Origin of the sequence: Bradyrhizobium sp. F1.13.3 (assembly GCF_040548265.1) — a bacterium.
In the GTDB taxonomy this organism is placed as follows: Bacteria; Pseudomonadota; Alphaproteobacteria; order Rhizobiales; family Xanthobacteraceae; genus Bradyrhizobium.
The window spans coordinates 36757-54854 of record NZ_JBEPRI010000004.1 but is presented as its reverse complement, the minus strand read 5'-3'; the positions used below and the strand labels follow the sequence as shown (position 1 = coordinate 54854).

The window sequence follows — 18098 nt, the reverse complement described above, 5'->3', positions numbered from 1 at the left end:
TCACTCCGCCGCGCGCGAATGCACGCTGCCGTGGCTGCGGTCGAGATCGCGCGAGAGCAACCGCCCCGCCGCGCCCGAGGCACGGCTGACGAGCTCGAGATAGCTCTTCGTCACGCGCGAGAAGTAGTTGTAGATGATGACGGCGGGAATGGCGGCGACCAGACCGATCGCGGTGGCGAGCAGCGCCTCGGCGATGCCGGGCGCGACGACGGCGAGGTTCGTGGTCTGCGACTTCGAGATGCCGATGAAGCTGTTCATGATGCCCCACACCGTGCCGAACAGGCCGACGAAGGGCGAGGTCGAGCCGATGGTCGCGAGCACGCCCATGCCGACGCGGATGCGCCGCGCCTCCGCGCGCATGATCTCGGAGAAGCTCGAAGCCGCGCGCTCCTTGATGCCGGTGTCGCTGGAGAGGCCGGCCGACATCCGCGCCTCCCGCAGCGCCGCCGCCAGGAAGGACGGCAGGATGCCCTCCTTGGCGCCGAGCGCCATCTGCGCTTCGGCGAGCGAGCGTGCCTCCGCGATCTTCTTCAGCGCCGAACGAAGCTTGGTTGCGGCGATCGACAATTCGATCGACTTGGCGATCAGCACCGTCCAGGTCATCAGCGATGCGAAGGCGAGCCCGATCATCACCGCTTTCACGATGATATCCGCCGACTGGAACATCACCCAGGGCGACAATTCCTTCATGGCGGGCGCGATGCCGGCATCGGACTTTGCCGCGGGTGCGGCAGCTTGGGGCGCCGCAGGCGGAGCAACAACCGGGGCTGGGCTGACCGCGGACGGCTGAGCCGTCGACTGGACCGGAGCCGCGGGCGCGGCTTGTGTCTGGGCCGAAACAGGGGATGCAAGCCAGGCGGCCGCCAGCACCAGAGCTGCGGCAAGGCTTGCTTGGAAGGACATGATCTTCATACTTCGGCCCAGTAGCGAATGAGGTTGTGATAGATACCCGTCAATTTGACCGTTTCGGGATCGTCACGCCCGAGCCGTTCCACCAGCGCCTGTATCGCGGTGTCGAGGTCAAAGATCATGCTCCGGGCTTGATCGTCCCGTATCATGCTCTGAAGCCAGAAGAAAGACGCAACCCGCGTTCCCCTGGTCACCGGGGTCACCAGATGGAGGCTGGTCGAGGGATAGAGCACGCAGTCCCCGGCTTGCAACTTGACTTCGTGCGAACCGTAGCTGTCCTCGATCACAAGTTCGCCACCGTCGTACTCCTCCGGCTCGGCCAGGAACAGCGTGACCGACAGGTCTGTGCGGATGCGAAGGCCGGTCAGGCGGTCGCCGCGGATGGCATTGTCGACATGCAGGCCGAAATGGTGGCCGCTGCTGGCTGCATAGCGGTTGAACAGCGGCGGGAAGATCTGGAGCGGGATCGCCGCCGCGATGAAGCGCGGGTTCGACGTCAGCGCCGAAATGATGCGGTTGCCGAGTTTTCGCGCGATTTCGCTATCGGGCGGCAGTTGCTCGTTGCGCTTGACCATCGCCGACTGCGCGCCGGCGGTGGAGCGCCCGTCTTCCCATTCGCTGGCGTCCATGATGCGGCGGAAATCCGCCACATCATCCTTGCTCAGAACGCCAGGCAGGCACGTCAACATGATCAGAACTTCGCCGTCGTCACGAGGTAGAACGCCCGCCCCGGCGCGACCGCCACGAAGGGCACGGCACTGCGATAGAACGAGTCGTAATAGAGCTTGTTCGTCAGGTTCTGGGCGTAGAACTTCATGGTCCAGTTCTGGTCGATCTTCTTCTCGATGAACGCGTCGAAACGCCAATAGCTCGGCAGCTCGTTGGTGTTGGCCGCGAACGTGCCGCCATAGACCTTCGAGCGGTACACCGCCTGCCCGCCGAGTTCCCAGCCGCCGTCGAACTTGTACTTGGTCAGCATGCTGAACGACTGGTGGGCAATGTTGGCAAGCTGCAGACCCAGATTCGACGCAACGCCGCTCTGCGTGACCTTCGACTGCATCAGCACCAGGCCGCCAAAAATGCTCCAGCGGTCGGTGAGCTTGCCCTCGGCCTCGATGTCGATGCCCTGGATCCTGTAGGCGGCCCCCGAAGTCAGCACGCTGTTGACGGTCTCGCGCGCATTGTCCTTGGTCGTCTGAAACAGCGCACCGGTCACCAGCAGGTGACGGTCGGCGAGCTCCCATTTGGTGCCGAGTTCGATCGCCTTGTTACGCTCGGGTCCGAGCAAAACGGCCGTGTTGGGCGGAACACCACCGTAGTCGGTCGCGGTCGCATCAAGCTCCGACCCGAACGGATTGGCCGAGGTGGCGTAGGCCGCATAGACGCTGCCGATCGACATCGGCTTGTAAACCAGGCCGACGTTGTAATTCACAAGATCGGCGTTCTGCTTCAGATAGGCCGCGTTGGTCGACGAGCTCTGGCTGTAGCCGTCGTAGCGCACGCCGCCGTTGACGATGATCGTGTCCTGCCAGTTCGCGGTGTCCATGGCATACACGCTGGTGGTGTTGACGCCATATCGCGTCGGATTTCCGACGATCCCCGGAATGCTGAAGGGGATGTTGGTGAATTGCGGAGAATAGAGATTGACCCCCGTCACCGCGCCGTTGCTCGTGAAGGCGGAACCGGACAGCTCCGACGCGAGGCCCGCATAGCGGTCGATCGAGATGTTCTCGTTCGCATACTCAACGCCGAACACCGTGGTGTGCTTGACCCCGCCGGTGTCGAGCTTGAACGTGGCTTCGTTCTGGTTGGCCCACACGTCCACGTTCTGCAAGCGGCTCTGCGCGCTCGCCGTCGTGGTCCAGAGTAGCGGATTGGGGCTGGTCGTGTTCGGGTTCTGCGGCAGCGTGCCGATATAGTTCAGCACCGAGTGCTCGCCGCGCACCTTGCTGGTCAGCGTAATGGCGTCGTTGACCTTGTACTCGATCGTGCCGGTGCCGAAATCCTGCCGCGCCGTCTGGAAGTCGCGGTTGAGGAAGCCGTACCAGCTTCCGCGCGGAATGCCCGCCGACGTCACCGGCACGTTGCCCTGCCTGTAAAAGGGCACGCCGAAATCCGGGTAGCCGCTGAGGTCGGTGTGGACGTAGTTCGTCGTGATCTTGATGTCGTTGGTCGGGGTGTACTTGGTCGAGATGAACGAACCCCAGCGATCGTCGGTGATGTAGTTGCGGCCGGCGACGTTGGCGTCCTGGAACAGGCCGCCAACGCGCACCGAGAAGGTGGGATCGATGACCTGGTTGACGTCGAGCGTGACCCGCTTGGTCCGGTCGGTGCCGAACTCGGTATCCATCCGCTTGAAATTGACGTCGCCCGCCTGCTTGGTGACGATGTTGATGGCGCCGCCAGCGGTGCCGCGGCCGGCGTAGGACGAGGCCGGGCCGCGCAGAATCTCGATCTGCTCGGTGAAGAAATTCTCGCGGATCGAGACCGCGGGATCGCGGATACCGTCGATGAAGACGTCGTTGCGCGCGTCGAAGCCGCGGATGAAGAAGCGGTCGCCGAAGGCGTTGCCGCCCTCGCCCGATCCCAGCGTCACACCCGCGGTGGAGCGTCCGATCTCCTTCAGCGTCGTGGCGTTCTTGTCCTCGAGCACTTCCTTGCTGAGCACGGTGATGCTCTTCGGCGTGTTCAGCATCTTTTCGGGAAACTTGCCGGAGGCCTGGACGTGGTCGACCTTGTAGGGCGCTGCCGGATCGGAATACGGATTACGGTCGGCTTCGCCGGCCGGAACGGTAGGAGCCGTCTGCTGCGCGGGCTGCTGCCGCTGCGCGGCGCGGCGAAGCGCATTGCGCGCGCGGACCTGGTCCGCCGTCGGCTTCGAAGCCACCGGGCGCGGACGCGCGACCGGAGCATCGACCGTCACCGGCGGCAGATTCGACTGCTGCGCTTCCGCGCCGCTCGACACCGATGCTGCCGCGATCAGGCCCGCGACAGCGGAGACCTTCTTGCCGGAAACGCTCGTGAACTTTTCATCGAATGCTGCGACCGAACGCAACGACTTCGGTGCGACCACCTGCCCCATTACCAAACACGCCCCATATTCCTGTTCGCCCATTCACTTCGATGAACGATTGGTGTGTTGGTATCGGCCGCAAAATAGCGGGTCAATGCGAGCAAGCCGCGAGAACCCTTGAATAAGTCCAGATCAAAACGATTCTAAACTACAGTTTGAAATCGTTCTAAAACTACATTGGACTTGTTCTAAAGAGAGCGCGAGTTCGGCGGTCGCGCGCGCTTTGTCAATCGCTGCTCGGCGGCTTCATCAGCGAGAACAATTCATCGACGGTCTTCTGCGCCACCGCGCGCACGCGATCGCTGTTGTCCATGCCGGCGATGTTGACGCCGTTGACCACGGCTCTGATCTCGTCGCGGAAGTCGGTGAGAAAGCGCAAGGGATCGCGCTGCTCGTTGGCGACGCGCGCGATCAATCCCGTGATCAGGATCTGACACGCGATCAGCTTGCCGTTCAGTTCGTCCATGCTGCGCTCCCGTTGTGGCGCGCCGATATGACCGATGCCAGTTTTCCTGACAACCGAAACGGCCTCCGCACGATTTAGAACCGTTCTTGCGAGCCGTCGCCCTGCGGCCCATGCGCGGCGCCGCTCGGTGCGGAGCACACCGCTTTCGAGCATTGCACAAAGTTTGCACGCTGATCGTTCCTGACGGGACAATCCAGCACTGCACACCGTAGTGACACGGAGCTGCCTAAGCGGTGCAAAGCTTTCCAATTGTTTAGGATTCTCAACGGATAGTGCTGTTTACACTGGAACTTGGCGTGTATTATACAAGCGCCCTGGAACCCTATGATTGCCTCATAATTCGTAGTTTAGGGCACAAGAGCCGACACGAGACGATATGAAAAAGTCCCGGCCGATCCTCTGGATTCTGATCATCGCGGCCGTGGCCTCCGCGGGTTACTATGGTTGGCAGAAATTCGGCGCGCTCGAGGCCGGAAAAATCCAGACCGCACAGAAGGGGCCGCCGCGCCCGCCCGCCGTCCCCGTGAGCGTTTCGCCGGTCCAGAAGGTGGATTTTCCGGTTTACCTGACCGGTCTCGGCACGGTTGCGGGCTTCAACACCGTCCAAGTCCGGACCAGGGTGGATGGCCAGATCGACAAGATCGCCTTCACCGAAGGCCAGATCGTCAAGGAGGGCGAGCTCCTCGCGTCGATCGATCCCCGCCCCTATCGGGCCACGCTCGACCAGGCCAAGGCCAAGAAGGCGCAGGACGAGGCAAATCTGGCCAATGCCAATCTCGAGCTCCAGCGCGCCATGAAGCTCGGCGAATTCGCCACCGCCCAGCGGGTCGATACCCAGCGCTCGACGGTCGCCCAGCTCACCGCGCAGATCGCCGCCGACGATGCCGCGATCTCCAACGCGCAGACCCAGCTCGATTACACCCAGGTCAAGGCGCCGATCACCGGCGTCGCGGGCCTGCGCCAGGTCGACATCGGCAACATCGTCAATTCCTCGACGCAGACCGGCATCGTTACAATCTCGCAGGTCGAGCCGATCTCGGTGATCTTTACCGCGCCGGAAGATCAGCTGCCCTATATCAGCGAGGGCCAGAAGGCCGGCGCGCTCAGGGTGATCGCTTTCACCACCGACGGCAAGAAGACGCTGGCCGAGGGCAAGCTCGCGGTCATCAACAACCAGGTCGACACCAGCAGCGGCACGATCCGACTCAAGGCGGTGTTCGACAACAAGGACCACGCGCTGTGGCCTGGGCAGTCGGTGTCGACACGCCTGCTGGTGCGCACCCTGAAGGATGCGACCGTTGTCCCGGATGACGCGGTCCAGCATTCCACCAACGGCCTCTACGCCTATACGGTCAATCAGGACAACAAGGCCGAACTGCACAAGATCAAGGTCAGCTACGCCATCGACGGACGTTCGGTCGTCGACGAAGGGCTGACGCCCGGGCAGCAGGTGATCACCGGCGGCCAATTCAAGGTTCAGCCGGGAAGCCTCGTCTCGACGGCCGTGGCGAGTACGGATCCGGCCCAGAACAAGGTTCGACAGGAATGAACGCGGGCGGGATTTCGGCACCTTTCATCCGTTATCCCATCGGCACATCGCTGCTGATGGCCGGCATTCTCTTCGTCGGTCTCGTCGCCTATCCCCTGCTGCCGGTCGCGCCGCTGCCGCAGGTGGACTTCCCGACCATCCAGATCACCGCCAATCTGCCGGGCGGCAGCCCGGAGACCATGGCCTCGTCGGTGGCCCAGCCGCTCGAACGGCAATTCGCCCAGATCCCGGGCATCGCCCAGATGACTTCGACGAGCTATCTGGGCACCGCGTCGATCACCATCCAGTTCGACCTCAACCGCAGCATCGACGGCGCCGCCAACGACGTGCAGGGCGCCATCAACGCCGCGAGCGGTCAGCTACCGAAGAACCTGCCCTCGCCACCGACCTACCGCAAGGTCAACCCGGCCGACGCGCCGATCCTGCTGCTGTCGGCGACCTCCGACACGTTGCCGCTGACCAGCGTCAGCGACGCGGTCGACGCCCAGCTCGCCCAGCAGATCAGCCAGCTCTCAGGCGTCGCCCAGGTCTTCATCGGCGGCCAGCAGAAACCGTCCATCCGCATCCAGATCGACCCGGCGAAACTCGTCGCCAAGGGCCTGTCGATGGAGGACGTGCGCAGCCAGATCGCGATCACCACTGTCGACAGCCCGAAGGGCAACATCGACGGTCCGAAGCGCGCCTACACGATCTACGCCAACGACCAGCTCACGCAGGCCAAGGACTGGAACGACGTCGTCATCGCTTATCGCAATGGCGGTCCCTTGCGAATCCGCGATGTCGGCCAGGCGGTCAGCGGCGCCGAGGACGCCAAGCAGGCGGCCTGGGCCAACGGCAAGCGCGGCGTGTTCCTGGTGATATTCAAGCAGCCGGGCGCCAACGTCATCGAGACCGTCGACCGGATCAAGGCCACCCTGCCTCGCCTCGTCGCCGCGATCCCGCCCGCGATCAAGATCGAGCTCATCAGCGACCGCACCACGACGATCCGCGCCGCGGTCGAGGACGTCCAGTTCACGCTGCTGCTGACCATTGCGCTGGTGGTCATGGTCATCTTCATTTTCCTGCGCAGTTTCTGGGCGACCGTCATACCCACCATCACGGTGCCGCTGGCGCTGCTGGGCGCGTGCGCCTTGATGTGGGTCGTCGGCTATTCGCTCGACAATCTGTCGCTGATGGCTCTCACCATCGCGGTCGGATTCGTGGTCGACGACGCCATCGTGATGCTTGAGAACATCACGCGCTACATCGAGGAAGGCGAATCGCCGATGGCGGCCGCCTTCAAGGGGTCCAAGGAAATCGGCTTCACCATCGTCTCGATCAGCATCTCGCTGGTCGCAGTGCTGATTCCGCTGCTGCTGATGGGCGGCATCATCGGACGCCTGTTCCGCGAATTCGCCGTCGTGCTGGCGATGACCATCTTCGTCTCGATGTTCGTGTCGCTGACCCTGACGCCGATGATGGCCTCGCGCTTCCTGCGCGCGCATGGGGAGGTGACCCACGGCAAGTTCTATCAATGGAGCGAGCGCGGCTTCGACCGGATGTTGCGCGGTTACGAATGGGTGCTCGACCATGCCCTGGCCTGGCGTCGCACGACCCTCACGATCTTCTTCGCGACCCTGGCCCTGTCGATCTATCTGTTCGTCCTGATCCCGAAAGGGTTCTTCCCGCAGCAGGACGTCGGCCTGATCACCGCGACCTCGGAAGCCTCCCAGGACATCTCGTTCGCGGAGATGCAGCGCCGCCAGGTCGAGCTCGGCAAGATCGTGATGGACGATCCCGACGTCGCAACGATCGCGATGAACATCGGCGGCAGCGGCCGCGCCGGCAACAACGGCAACATGTTCATCACGCTGAAGCCGCGCAGCGTCCGCAATGCCTCCGCGCAGCAGATCATCGCGCGGCTGCGTCCCAAGCTCGAGAAGGTGTCCGGCGCCCGCCTCTATATGCAGGCGGCGCAGGACGTCCGGCTCGGCGGCAGGCCAACGCGCACGCAGTTCGAGTTCACCCTGCAGGACGCCGATCTCGCCGAGCTCAACGACTGGGCGCCGAAGATCCTCGCCAGGATGCAGACGTTGCCGCAACTGCGCGACGTCGCGACCGACCAGCAGACCCAGGGCACCACGGTTCAGCTCAAAATCAATCGCGATACCGCAGCGCGTTACGGAATCCAGCCGCAGCTGATCGACGACACGTTGTACGACGCCTTCGGCCAGCGCCAGGTCACGCAGTATTTCACCCAGCTCAACACCTACAAGGTGATCCTCGAGATCCTGCCGGAGATGCAGGGCAGCCTCGAGAGTCTGAACAAGCTCTACCTGAAATCTCCGCTGACCGGTGACCAGGTGCCGCTGTCGACCTTCGCGACCTGGAGCACCGATCCGGTCCGCCCGCTCTCGATCAGCCACCAGGGCCAGTTCCCGGCGATCACGATCAGCTTCAACCTCGCCCAGGGCGTCGCGCTCGGCCAGGCCACCGAGGCCGTGCAAAAGGCGATGGCCGATCTCGGCGCGCCGCCGACGCTCAATTCGAGTTTCCAGGGCACGGCACAGGCGTTCCAGCAGTCGCTCGGCACTGTGCCGCTCCTCATTCTCGCCGCGCTGGTCGTGGTCTATCTGATCCTCGGCATCCTCTACGAGAGCTACATCCATCCGATCACGATTCTGTCGACCCTGCCCTCGGCCGGCGTCGGCGCACTCGCGATCCTGATGGCGGCCGGCTTCGAGTTCAGCCTGATTGCTTTGATCGGAGTCATTCTGCTGATCGGCATCGTGAAGAAGAACGGCATCATGATGGTGGACTTCGCCATCGCCGCGGAGCGCGATGAGCACAAGACGCCGGCGGAATCGATCCGGCAGGCAGCGCTATTGCGCTTCCGTCCGATCATGATGACGACGATGGCTGCCCTGCTCGGCGGCGTGCCGCTGATGCTCGGCCACGGCACGGGCGCCGAAATTCGCCAGCCGCTCGGCTACGCCATGGTCGGCGGTCTGATCGTCAGCCAGGCGCTGACGCTTTTCACCACTCCGGTCGTCTATCTCTATCTCGACGAGCTCAACAACTGGTTCTCGGGCTGGGGCCGTAAGGGTGACGGCGAAGGTGACGAGACGGTCGAGCACGGCACCGTTAAGGAAGCTGCCGAGTAGCAGCTTGCACCGCGCGCCTCACGACGTTACAGCGAGGCCCTCGGTTCACGTAAACGCGGTTTTGCCATGCTCATGCAATCCAGACTTGTCGCCCTTGTCGCCGCCATCCTGTTGTCGGCGGGTGTCGCGCATGCCCAGCAAGGCGCCAAGAAGAACGCGGCTCCCTCTGCCCCGGCGGCACAGCCCGCACCGGCTCCGACGCAGCCGCAGGCTGACGGCGCTCCGGCGCAGCCGCCCGGCTGGGTCGTGCGCTGCACCAGCGTCAGCCGCGACGCACCGCTCGAATGCGCGATGGAGCAGAACGCGGTGCTGACCAAGACCGGGCAGACCATCGTCCTGATCAACATCCGCATCGCGCCCGACACCCGCACACCAGTGGCGCTGTTGCAATTGCCGCTCGGCCTCAACCTTCCCATCGGCGCCAAGCTACAGGTCGACGAGGGCAAGACGGTCGATCTCCAGATCCAGACCTGCGAGAACCGCGGCTGCTACGCTTCGACGCCGATCGCACCGGACCTGCTTGCGACCTTGCGGTCGGGCAAGCAGCTCAAGGTCTCCTTCCAGAGCATGGCGAAGGAAACGATCGCGATCCCGATGCCGCTCGGCGATTTCGCGGTGGCCTACGACAAGATCAAGTAAGTCGCCTCGCTCCTATTGCCGCGCCATCTGCGCGTTGCCGACGGCATCGCCGTCGAGCTTCTGGTCGTTGTGCATGGTGACGCTGACGTGCGAGAGCCGTCCGGTGAATTGGAACGGCGCCTCGTAATGCGAGACCGGACTGCCGCGGTCGCGGCCGATGTCGAGGCCCGACCACGAGATCAGCGTGTGGAATCCGAGCTGGGTCTGCAGCGACCCCGCCTTCTCACCATCAATCAGTAGCGTGTAGTCGGTGATGCCAGTGCGCGAGCCCTTCGCCGGCGGCTCCTTGCGCACGAGACGCTCGACATGCACGCCCAGCCGCCGCGCGCCCGACGGCACCTTGCGGTCCGAGCGGATGATCTGGTGACTGCCTCCGATGTTGAGGTCATGCACGAGGTGGCCATCCTTGACGTAAAGGCTGTAGCCGGACGTCGCGTCGCCGTGTGAGATCAGCACGCCATCGGCGCTCGCCTCGTCGATCTCAACATGCGCCTCGATCGTATAGCTGCGACTGCGCACGTCGGGTGCGACATCGGTCGGCACATGGCCCATGCCAGCATGGAAGACGAAATGGTGGCGAGCACCGTGGAAGCGCGCAGCATTCTCGGCAAAGCGTGGCCCGAAGCGATCATCGAGCGGCAACACCTTGTGCTTCTCGGCTTCCTCCCACCATGTCGCGATCATCCGGCCAAGCCGCTCCGGCTCTTTCGCCGCGAGATCGTCGGTCTCGGAGAAATCCTCATCGAGATGGAACAGCTCCCATTTGTCGCTCTCGAAGGGCGTGCCCGATGGATGGAAAGCGACCGCCTTCCACCCTGCCTGCCAGAGGCCGCGATGGCCGAACATCTCGAAATATTGCGGCGAGCTCTTTGAAGGAGCAGACGCGTCCGTGATCGAACGCGCGAAGCTCTCGCCTTCCAGCGGCATCTGCCGGCAGCCTGCGATCTCGGCGGGCGCCTCGATGCCGATCAGCTCCAGCAGCGTCGGCGTGAGGTCGCAGGCGTGCACGAACTGGTGCCGCAGCTCGCCCGTGCCCGCGATCTTCTTCGGCCAATTGATGACGAAGGGATCGCGGATGCCGCCGCCATGGGTGTTCTGCTTGTAGCGGCGCAGCGGCGTGTTCGAAGCCATCGCCCAGCCATGCGGAAAATTGCTGTGGGTGTCCGGCCCGCCGATGTCGTCGATGCGGCTCAGCTTCTCCGCGATCGGCTCCGGCTCGAAATTGAATGGGCCCATCGCGTTGACGAAGCCGAGCGGCCCGCCCTCCTGGCTCGCGCCATTGTCGGACATCACGATGATCATGGTGTTGTCGCGGATGTCGGCCTTATCCAGAAATGAGACGAGGCGTGCGAGATGACGATCGGAATGGTCCAGCATTCCGGCAAAAGCCGCCTGCAGGCGCGTGAAGACGCGACGCTCGTCGGCCGAATGATCTTCCCAGGCCTTCACGCCGTCATTGCGCGCCGGCATCCGCGTTCGCTCCGGCACCAGTCCCATCGCCTTCTGACGCGAGAGCCGCTGCTCGCGTTCGACGTCCCAGCCGTGCGCGAACGAGGCGTCGTAGCTCCTGATGATATCCATCGGTGCCTGGTGCGGCGCGTGGCAGGCCCCCAGCGCGACCCAGGTCAGCCACGGGACGTCAGGACGATCGGCGACGTGATCTCCGATGAAGCGGATCGACTGGTCGATCAGATCCTCGGTCAGATGATAGCCGTCGGCATAGGTGCCCGGAGGATCGATATGCGTGTTGTCGGAGACGAGCTCCGGCGCGTACTGGTCGGTCTCGGCGTCGAGAAAGCCGTAGAAGCGATCGAAGCCGCGGCCGAGCGGCCAGCCGTCGAACGGGCCGGTGGCGCCGCTCTCGGTGAGCGGCGTCACATGCCATTTGCCGACCATGTAGTTGCGATAGCCGTGGGTGCGCAGCATCTCGGCGAGCGTCCCCGCCTCGCGCGCGATCTTGCCGCGGTAGCCTGGATACCCGGAATCGAAATTGGCAAGGCACCCGACGCCGACCGAGTGATGGTTGCGCCCCGTCAGCAGCGCAGCCCGCGTCGTCGAGCACATCGCTGTGGTATGGAAGCCGGAATAGCGCAAGCCTTCGGCGGCGAGCCGGTCGATTGTCGGCGTCCGGATCGCCGAGCCGTAGCAGCCGAAATCGGAGAAGCCGACGTCGTCGAATAGCACCACCAGGATGTTCGGCGCGCCCTCGGGCGGCCTTGGCGAATCCGGCCACCAGGGTTTTGAGTCCGCAACCGTCTTGCCGACTGTGCCGCGAAACGGCGTGTCGCTGCGTGCACTCATCTGATCCTCCCTGTTCGGCCGGCCTGGGTGCCCGCCGACGGCCACGGTTGACCCGCAGCTCGTCCCCACCTAAATTATAATAAGAGTTATGATTATCATTTAGCCGCGATGCAAGCACGGAAGCAGCCACGTTCCGAAGACCCCGGGGTTCGCGATTTCGACCTGCCCGGCGTCGCCCCGTCGCGCCAGAAGCGCAGCCGGGAGACGACGCTGGCGCTGCTGCGCGCGGGCGCCGAGATGCTGCGGACGCGCAGCCTCGCCGAGCTCTCGATCGAAGCACTCTGCACCGAGGTCGGCGCCACCGTTGGCGCCTTCTACAGCCGCTTCGAGAGCAAGGAGGCCTATTTCAACGCCTTGATGGCGCTGGCCGCGCGCGACGGCGAGCACCGACTGGGCGAGATCAGGCAGCCGTCGCCCGAGACAGGCCTCAGCGAGCTCTGCCAAATCGTTGTCAAAGGCATCATCGCCTGGATGCGCAACCACGAGGGCGTGCTGCGCGCCGCGCTCCAGCATGACGACACCCGCCCGGACAAATGGACAGCGTTCAAGGCGCTGGCGAAAGCCACCACGATGGACGCCACCCCTCTCCTGCTGCCGGCCATGGGCAAGGGACGCAAGGCGGCCAAGACCCGCACCATCGCGTTCGGTTTCCAGGTCGTGCTGGGAACGCTGGTGAATGCGATCCTCAACGATCCCGGGCCGCTGTCGCTTTCGTCGAAAGAGATGGAGACGCGGCTGGCCGGCTGCCTGTTGCTGCTGCTTCAGGCGGAGCTATGACAATCCTTCGTCGCGAAGGATCTGTTTCGCCTTCTCGTCCCGGATCGCCTCGGCCTTTCTTACCCAGTAGATAGCCCGCTCGCTGTCTTTCGGGGCGCCGTTAAGGCCGTGAAAATAGTTGGCGATCATTTCTTGAATGGCCAGCAAATGGCCGGACTCGGCCACCCGCTCCTTCAGATTGAAGGACCTGAAGTACCGCTCCTGGGCCGTCCCTGCCCCTAGCCCCCGTCGCAAGGCCCCGGCGAGATAGAGCCAAGACTCGCAATCGTCGTCGGCGATCGATGCCTCGGCTCGCGCCATCAACGCCAGGCTGGCAGGCTGATCGCCCTTATCATCCAGATATTCAGCCATCTCGATCATGGCCATGACAGAGCCTTTCGCGATGAACGCCTCCAGATAGGCGGCGCCTTCGCCGTCCCCGCCTTCTTTCAAAAGTTGTCGGGCGACCCCAACATCGAATCCAAGCCCGTCTGAGAACACGATCCAATCTCCCGGCAGTCTCGCAAACAGCGAAAGCATAACATCATGCGCTGACATCGCCGCGGTTACCGCGAGCGGACGTCGATCAGTCCACGCCGAGATAAGCCTTCTGGACCTGCGGGTCCTCCGCGAGCGCCGCCGCCGTGCCTGACAACACGCTCTTGCCGACCTGGAGCACCGTGGCGAAATCCGAGACCTCGAGTGCGAGCTCGATCGACTGTTCGGCGAGCAGGATGGTCAGGCCCCCGCGATGCAGGCGGCCAAAGGTCTCGTACATGGATTCGACCACCGCCGGCGCGAGACCGAGCGAGGGTTCATCCAGCATCAACAGCTTCGGATCGCTCATCAGCGCGCGACCGACCGCGAGCATCTGCCGCTCGCCGCCGGACATGGTGCCGGCGCGCTGGTTGCGGCGCTCCTTCAGACGCGGAAAGATCTCGTAGACCCGTTCGAGCAGCGTGGCCTGGCGCGACTTGTCGTGCAGCGGCGTTGCGCCGAGTAGCAAATTGTTCTCGACGCTCTGCTGCACGAACAGCCGCCAGCCTTCCGGCGACAGCGCCAGCCCCTTGCGCACGATCGCAAACGCCCTCTCGCCGGCAATGTCCTCGCCGCGAAAGTGGATCGATCCGGAATGCACGGGAATGAGGCCGGCGATCGCGTTCAGCGTCGTGGTCTTGCCGCCGCCATTGGAGCCGAGCAGCGCGACGACGCTGCCTTCGGGAACCTCCAGCGAGACGTCGGACACGCCGATGAGATCGCCGTAGCGCACCTCGAGGTGCTCGATCCGCAGCAACGGCCCGCTCATAGGTCCGGCCCGCCCATCAGTTCGACCGGCGTGTGGCCGGCGGCCGCCTTGGCTGCGCGCTTGCCGAGATAGGCCTCGATCACCGCCGGGTTGGAGGTGACCTCGCGCGGCGAGCCGCGGGCGATCTCCTTGCCTTGGTGGAACACCATCACGCGGCTGGCGAGCGACATGATCACTTCCATGATGTGCTCGACGATCACGAGCGTGATGCCGGAACGATGAATGTCGCGCACGAGGTCGATGGCGAGCCTCACCTCATGGGCGTTGAGGCCGGCCATGGCTTCGTCGAGCAGAAGCACCTTCGGCTCGGTCGCCAGCGCCCGCGCGATCTCCAGCCGCTTGCGACCGGGCGTGCCGAGGGAACGCGCCGGCGCATCCGCAAGCCTGATCATGCCGACGCGCTCGAGCACCGCGCGCGCCCTGGTCTCGGCGTCCTTGCGATGCGAGGTGCGCAGGAACGCGCCGATCATGACGTTCTCCAGCACCGTCATGCCCTCAAAAGTCTGCGGCACCTGGAAGGTGCGGGCAAGCCCAAGCCCGGCGCGCAGCTCCGGCGTGAAGTCGGTGATGTCGCGGCCCTCGAACAGGACGCGGCCTGAAGTGGTCTTGAGATCGCCAGTCAGGCAATTGAAGAACGTAGACTTGCCCGCGCCGTTCGGGCCGATCAGGCCGAGGATGTCGCCCTGCTCCAAAGTCACGGAGGCGTCGTCCACCGCCTTGAAGCTGCCGAACGCCTTCGTAATTTCGCGTGCCTCAAGGAGCATGGCCAGCTCCGGTGTCCTTGGTCGGCTTACTGCGCCGCGTGAACAGGCTGAGCAAGCCACCCGGTTGGAAACGCGCGATCACGACGATGATCGCGCCATAGAGCACGAAGGTGAGCCCGGCGCCCTTGCCGCCGAGCCAGCTGTTGGAAATCTCTTCCAGCGGCACCAGGATCGCGGCACCGACGAGTGGCCCGAACAGCAGCCCTGCCCCGCCCAGCGCCGCCATGATCAGGATCTTCACCGAAATCAGGATGCCGAATCCGGACTCGGGATCGACGAAGCCGAACATCATGGCATAGAGCGCGCCGGCGACGCTCGTCAGCGCTGCGCTCAGCATGTAGGCGTAGAGCTTGGTGCGGCTGGCGGGGGCGCCGAGCGAGCGCGCCGCGCGCTCGGAATCCTTGATCGCACGCAGGTAAAATCCCATGCGGCTGTTGGTCATCCACCAGGTGATCAACAGCGTGATCGCGAGGATTGCAAGGAAGAGATAATAATACGGCAGCGACGACAGAAACGAGAGATCGAAGATGTTGCGCGGCACGGTCGGCCCGGAGAGCCCGACCGCGGCACCGAGCCAATCGGTGTTGGTCACGATCAGCCGCATCGTCTCGGCGACCGCGATGGTCGCCATGCTGAAATAATGACCGGACAGCCGCAGCGTCGGCACGCCGATGATCGCGGCCAGGCCCACGGCGAGCACGATCCCGCCGGGGATGCCGAACAGGGGCGACAGGCCGAACTTTGCGTAGGATCCCATCGCGGCATAAGCACCGCAGCCGAAGAACACGACGTGGCCGACCGAGACCTGGCCGGCATAGCCGCCGACGATATTCCACGCGGACGCCGCAATCGCATAAAGCAGCACCAGCGCGCCCAGGCGCTGCTGGAACGGCGAGGACAGCAGCAGCGGATAGGCGATCGCAATCGCTGCGACGACCGAGAGCCAGATCAAGCGCCGCATCACATCTTTCTCATCAGGTCTTGCTCATCACATCTTCCCCATCAAGCCCTGTGGCCGGAACCAGAGGAAGAGCAGGAACAGGACATAGACGACGATGTCCTTGTAGATCGCTCCGATCAGATAGCCCGACAGCGACTCGATCACGCCGATCAGCAGGCCTGCGACAAGGGCGCCCGGCACACTGCCAAAACCGCCGAGCGACACCGTGACGAAGGCGACGATGCCGAGCGTCTCGCCGACGGTCGGAACGATGTAGAAGAAGTTCGCGATCAGCGCGCCGGCGAGCCCGGTGGCGCCGGCCGCAATCGCCCAGGCGATCGCCTGCATGGTATCGGGACGGATGCCCATCAGTTGCGCCGCTGTTTGATCCTCCGCCACCGCCAGCATCTTCGAGCCGAGCGAGGTCCGCGTCAGCAGCAGATGCAGCCCGAGCGTGACGAGCAGCGCGACCACGCCGGCAAGCAGCCGCGAGGCCTCGATACGCAGGCCCGCGAACGCATAGGTGCCGCCCACGATGTTCGGAGGCATCGATAGGAAGTTGGCGCCGAACCACCAGAACACGGAATAGCGCAGCAATAGCGCAAGCCCGAACGTGCCGAGGATTTGCGCCAGCATCGGTCCCTTCATGATGTCGCGGATCAGGGCGAAATAGACGACGACGCCGACGGTCGCGAGCACCAGCGTCGCCAGCGGCGCGCCGAGGATCGGCCCTCCCCCCATCAGCGTGTACACGACATAGGCCACGTACATGCCGAGCATGACAAAATCGCCATGCGCGAAATTGACGATGTTCATCATGCCCCACACCAACGTGAGGCCAGAGGAAAACAGGGCATAGACAGCGCCAAGCAGAAGCCCGCCGACGATCACCTGCACCAGTACAAAGGACATGAGCCAGCGTTGCTCTGATCAAATCATTTCGGGAATGGCGGGGCGCGCAGCCCCGCCTTCAAATCTCACCAGCCCTTGTAGGGCAGCACCGGCGCCTTCGCAGCATTGGCCTTCGGCCACACCGCGGTGTAGTTCTCGCCGTCCTGAAGCTGGATGATGAGCCCGGAGGCGAGAATATTCTGGCCCTTGTCGTCGAACTTCACGCCCTTGTAGCCCATCATCAATTGCTCGGGCTTCAGATCGGTCGCCTTCAACGCGGCCTGGATCTTCGCCGGGTCGGTCGAGCCGGCGCGGTCGATTGCGTCGGCCAGCACGAAGAAGCCCTGCATCTGGCGGCCGACGGTGTCGTCCATCTCCTCGCCGCTCTTCTTCTTGTACATGTCGGCGATGATGGCCGATGGTGAGCCGGCCGGCCCCACCGACCATGACGAACGGTTGAAGACGCCTTGCGATATCTTGCCGACCGCCTTGATGAAGGAGGGATCGGAATAGCCGGCGTCGTCGGCCAAAAGCACCGCCGGCTTGTAGTCAAGCGACTGCATAGTCTTGGCGAACAGGATCGCATCCGACGTGTAGCTGATCATGATGATCACGTCGGGCTTTTTGTCCTTGAGCTGGAGCACCTGGCCCTGCACATCGGTCGCGTTGACGGGATAGGCAACGTCAACTGCGATGGCCTGGCCCTTCTCCTTGAAGGCGGCGCTGATCGTGTTGGCGACCGAGGTGCCGTATTCGGTGTTGTCGTGAACCAGCGCGATTGCATCGGTCTTGGCGCCTTGCGCCTTGATGTCGGCGAGGAAATCGACATACGCCTTGGCGAAGTCGGTGGCGATCGGCGTGGTGCGGAAGAACCATTTGAAGCCGCGCTCGGTGAGATTGGCGGCGACCGACTCGGAGTTAAGAAAGGGAATGCCGTATTTCTCGGCGATTGCGCTCGAGGTCAGCGTGACGCCGGACTGATAGGAGCCGAACACGGCGGCCACCTTTTCTTCCGTGATCAGGCGCAACGCCTGGTTCTGGCCTGTCGCCGGGTTGCCCTGGTTGTCGGCGAACACGATCTCGATCTTGGCACCGCCGAGGCCCGCAAGGCCTGCGTTCTTGGCCAGCGGCAGAGTGCCGAGCTCGGGATGAGGGTTGTTGATGATGTCCATGGCGACTTCGAGCGCCGCCTTGGCGTGCGCGCCGATCGAGGCGGTGCCGCCTGACATCGGCAGGATCGCGCCGATCTTGACGACCTTGTCCTGGGCCTGCGCGGCTGAAGCGAGCGCAAGGGACATCGCAGCCGCGCAAAGCAGCCCGGTGACGTGCTTCAATCTCATGAAATCAGACCTCCCAAGGGG

The 18098-nt window shown here is 63.9% G+C and carries 15 protein-coding genes; 4 read left to right on the top strand and 11 right to left on the bottom strand.

What is annotated here, in order from left to right:
• The 4 genes from exbB to ABIB66_RS12505 all read right to left on the bottom strand — a co-directional run bounded on the left by exbB (nt 1) and on the right by ABIB66_RS12505 (nt 4448).
• Nucleotides 1–912 (bottom strand): tonB-system energizer ExbB, encoded by a 912-nt coding sequence (gene exbB, locus ABIB66_RS12520; protein ID WP_354055469.1) that lies wholly within the window; start codon nt 910–912, stop codon nt 1–3.
• Nucleotides 909–1598 carry a Fe2+-dependent dioxygenase gene (locus ABIB66_RS12515; protein WP_354055471.1) on the bottom strand — a complete coding sequence of 230 codons (690 nt, stop codon included), beginning with the start codon at nt 1596–1598 and terminating at the stop codon, nt 909–911. Before ABIB66_RS12515 ends, exbB begins: the two co-directional genes overlap by 4 nt.
• Before the next feature lie 2 nt (nt 1599–1600).
• A complete protein-coding gene (locus ABIB66_RS12510; RefSeq protein ID WP_354204177.1) occupies nt 1601–3991 on the bottom strand; it encodes a TonB-dependent receptor in 2391 nt (796 codons plus the stop codon).
• 217 nt (nt 3992–4208) lie between these two features.
• Nucleotides 4209–4448, bottom strand: a complete 240-nt coding sequence (locus ABIB66_RS12505) for a hypothetical protein (protein ID WP_275167347.1) — start codon at nt 4446–4448, stop codon at nt 4209–4211.
• Nucleotides 4449–4824: 376 nt separating this feature from the next.
• Here ABIB66_RS12505 and ABIB66_RS12500 point away from each other — a divergent pair, with 376 nt between their 5' ends.
• From ABIB66_RS12500 to ABIB66_RS12490, 3 genes are all read left to right on the top strand, one after another.
• Nucleotides 4825–5997, top strand: a complete 1173-nt coding sequence (locus ABIB66_RS12500; RefSeq protein WP_354204180.1) for an efflux RND transporter periplasmic adaptor subunit — start codon at nt 4825–4827, stop codon at nt 5995–5997.
• Nucleotides 5994–9140: an efflux RND transporter permease subunit gene (locus ABIB66_RS12495; RefSeq protein WP_354254906.1), complete on the top strand. Its 3147-nt coding sequence runs from the start codon at nt 5994–5996 to the stop codon at nt 9138–9140. Before ABIB66_RS12500 ends, ABIB66_RS12495 begins: the two co-directional genes overlap by 4 nt.
• Nucleotides 9141–9206: 66 nt before the next feature.
• A complete protein-coding gene (locus ABIB66_RS12490; RefSeq protein WP_354204184.1) occupies nt 9207–9779 on the top strand; it encodes an invasion associated locus B family protein in 573 nt (190 codons plus the stop codon).
• Between the two features lie 12 nt (nt 9780–9791).
• Here the strand turns inward: ABIB66_RS12490 and ABIB66_RS12485 are convergent, their stop codons facing one another.
• Entirely contained in the window at nt 9792–12080 is a 2289-nt protein-coding gene (locus tag ABIB66_RS12485; RefSeq protein WP_354254905.1) for an arylsulfatase, read from the bottom strand.
• A 108-nt stretch (nt 12081–12188) separates the two neighbouring features.
• Between ABIB66_RS12485 and ABIB66_RS12480 the strand changes: the two genes are divergently transcribed.
• Nucleotides 12189–12857, top strand: coding sequence for a TetR/AcrR family transcriptional regulator (locus ABIB66_RS12480; RefSeq protein WP_275167353.1), 669 nt, complete (start codon nt 12189–12191; stop codon nt 12855–12857).
• Here ABIB66_RS12480 and ABIB66_RS12475 read toward each other — a convergent pair.
• The 6 genes from ABIB66_RS12475 to ABIB66_RS12450 form a co-directional block, all read right to left on the bottom strand.
• Nucleotides 12852–13376 carry an SEL1-like repeat protein gene (locus ABIB66_RS12475; RefSeq protein ID WP_354213824.1) on the bottom strand — a complete coding sequence of 175 codons (525 nt, stop codon included), beginning with the start codon at nt 13374–13376 and terminating at the stop codon, nt 12852–12854. The two genes, ABIB66_RS12480 and ABIB66_RS12475, sit on opposite strands and share 6 nt — an antisense overlap.
• Before the next feature lie 46 nt (nt 13377–13422).
• Complete coding sequence (locus ABIB66_RS12470) at nt 13423–14142, bottom strand: ABC transporter ATP-binding protein (RefSeq protein ID WP_275167355.1); 720 nt, start codon at nt 14140–14142, stop codon at nt 13423–13425.
• Complete coding sequence (locus ABIB66_RS12465) at nt 14139–14906, bottom strand: ABC transporter ATP-binding protein (protein ID WP_275167356.1); 768 nt, start codon at nt 14904–14906, stop codon at nt 14139–14141. The genes ABIB66_RS12470 and ABIB66_RS12465 overlap by 4 nt, the downstream gene beginning before the upstream one ends.
• Entirely contained in the window at nt 14896–15867 is a 972-nt protein-coding gene (locus tag ABIB66_RS12460; RefSeq protein ID WP_063992810.1) for a branched-chain amino acid ABC transporter permease, read from the bottom strand. The genes ABIB66_RS12465 and ABIB66_RS12460 overlap by 11 nt, the downstream gene beginning before the upstream one ends.
• 27 nt (nt 15868–15894) lie before the next feature.
• Nucleotides 15895–16758 carry a branched-chain amino acid ABC transporter permease gene (locus ABIB66_RS12455; protein WP_275167357.1) on the bottom strand — a complete coding sequence of 288 codons (864 nt, stop codon included), beginning with the start codon at nt 16756–16758 and terminating at the stop codon, nt 15895–15897.
• Nucleotides 16759–16823: 65 nt separating this feature from the next.
• On the bottom strand, nt 16824–18077 hold the full coding sequence (locus ABIB66_RS12450; protein WP_275167358.1) for an ABC transporter substrate-binding protein: 1254 nt from the start codon (nt 18075–18077) through the stop codon (nt 16824–16826).
• Nucleotides 18078–18098 lie beyond the last annotated feature (21 nt).

What these genes read in the sequence shown, in the direction of transcription:
- ABIB66_RS12460 (WP_063992810.1), bottom strand. Translation starts at nt 15,867, where the DNA reads ATGCGGCGCTTGATCTGGCTCTCGGTCGTCGCAGCGATTGCGATCGCC.
- ABIB66_RS12455 (WP_275167357.1), bottom strand. Translation starts at nt 16,758, where the DNA reads ATGTCCTTTGTACTGGTGCAGGTGATCGTCGGCGGGCTTCTGCTTGGC.
- ABIB66_RS12485 (WP_354254905.1), bottom strand. Translation starts at nt 12,080, where the DNA reads ATGAGTGCACGCAGCGACACGCCGTTTCGCGGCACAGTCGGCAAGACG.
- ABIB66_RS12515 (WP_354055471.1), bottom strand. Translation starts at nt 1,598, where the DNA reads ATGTTGACGTGCCTGCCTGGCGTTCTGAGCAAGGATGATGTGGCGGAT.
- exbB (WP_354055469.1), bottom strand. Translation starts at nt 912, where the DNA reads ATGAAGATCATGTCCTTCCAAGCAAGCCTTGCCGCAGCTCTGGTGCTG.
- ABIB66_RS12450 (WP_275167358.1), bottom strand. Translation starts at nt 18,077, where the DNA reads ATGAGATTGAAGCACGTCACCGGGCTGCTTTGCGCGGCTGCGATGTCC.
- ABIB66_RS12475 (WP_354213824.1), bottom strand. Translation starts at nt 13,376, where the DNA reads ATGCTTTCGCTGTTTGCGAGACTGCCGGGAGATTGGATCGTGTTCTCA.
- ABIB66_RS12490 (WP_354204184.1), top strand. Translation starts at nt 9,207, where the DNA reads ATGCTCATGCAATCCAGACTTGTCGCCCTTGTCGCCGCCATCCTGTTG.
- ABIB66_RS12505 (WP_275167347.1), bottom strand. Translation starts at nt 4,448, where the DNA reads ATGGACGAACTGAACGGCAAGCTGATCGCGTGTCAGATCCTGATCACG.
- ABIB66_RS12500 (WP_354204180.1), top strand. Translation starts at nt 4,825, where the DNA reads ATGAAAAAGTCCCGGCCGATCCTCTGGATTCTGATCATCGCGGCCGTG.
- ABIB66_RS12510 (WP_354204177.1), bottom strand. Translation starts at nt 3,991, where the DNA reads ATGGGGCAGGTGGTCGCACCGAAGTCGTTGCGTTCGGTCGCAGCATTC.
- ABIB66_RS12470 (WP_275167355.1), bottom strand. Translation starts at nt 14,142, where the DNA reads ATGAGCGGGCCGTTGCTGCGGATCGAGCACCTCGAGGTGCGCTACGGC.
- ABIB66_RS12480 (WP_275167353.1), top strand. Translation starts at nt 12,189, where the DNA reads ATGCAAGCACGGAAGCAGCCACGTTCCGAAGACCCCGGGGTTCGCGAT.
- ABIB66_RS12465 (WP_275167356.1), bottom strand. Translation starts at nt 14,906, where the DNA reads ATGCTCCTTGAGGCACGCGAAATTACGAAGGCGTTCGGCAGCTTCAAG.
- ABIB66_RS12495 (WP_354254906.1), top strand. Translation starts at nt 5,994, where the DNA reads ATGAACGCGGGCGGGATTTCGGCACCTTTCATCCGTTATCCCATCGGC.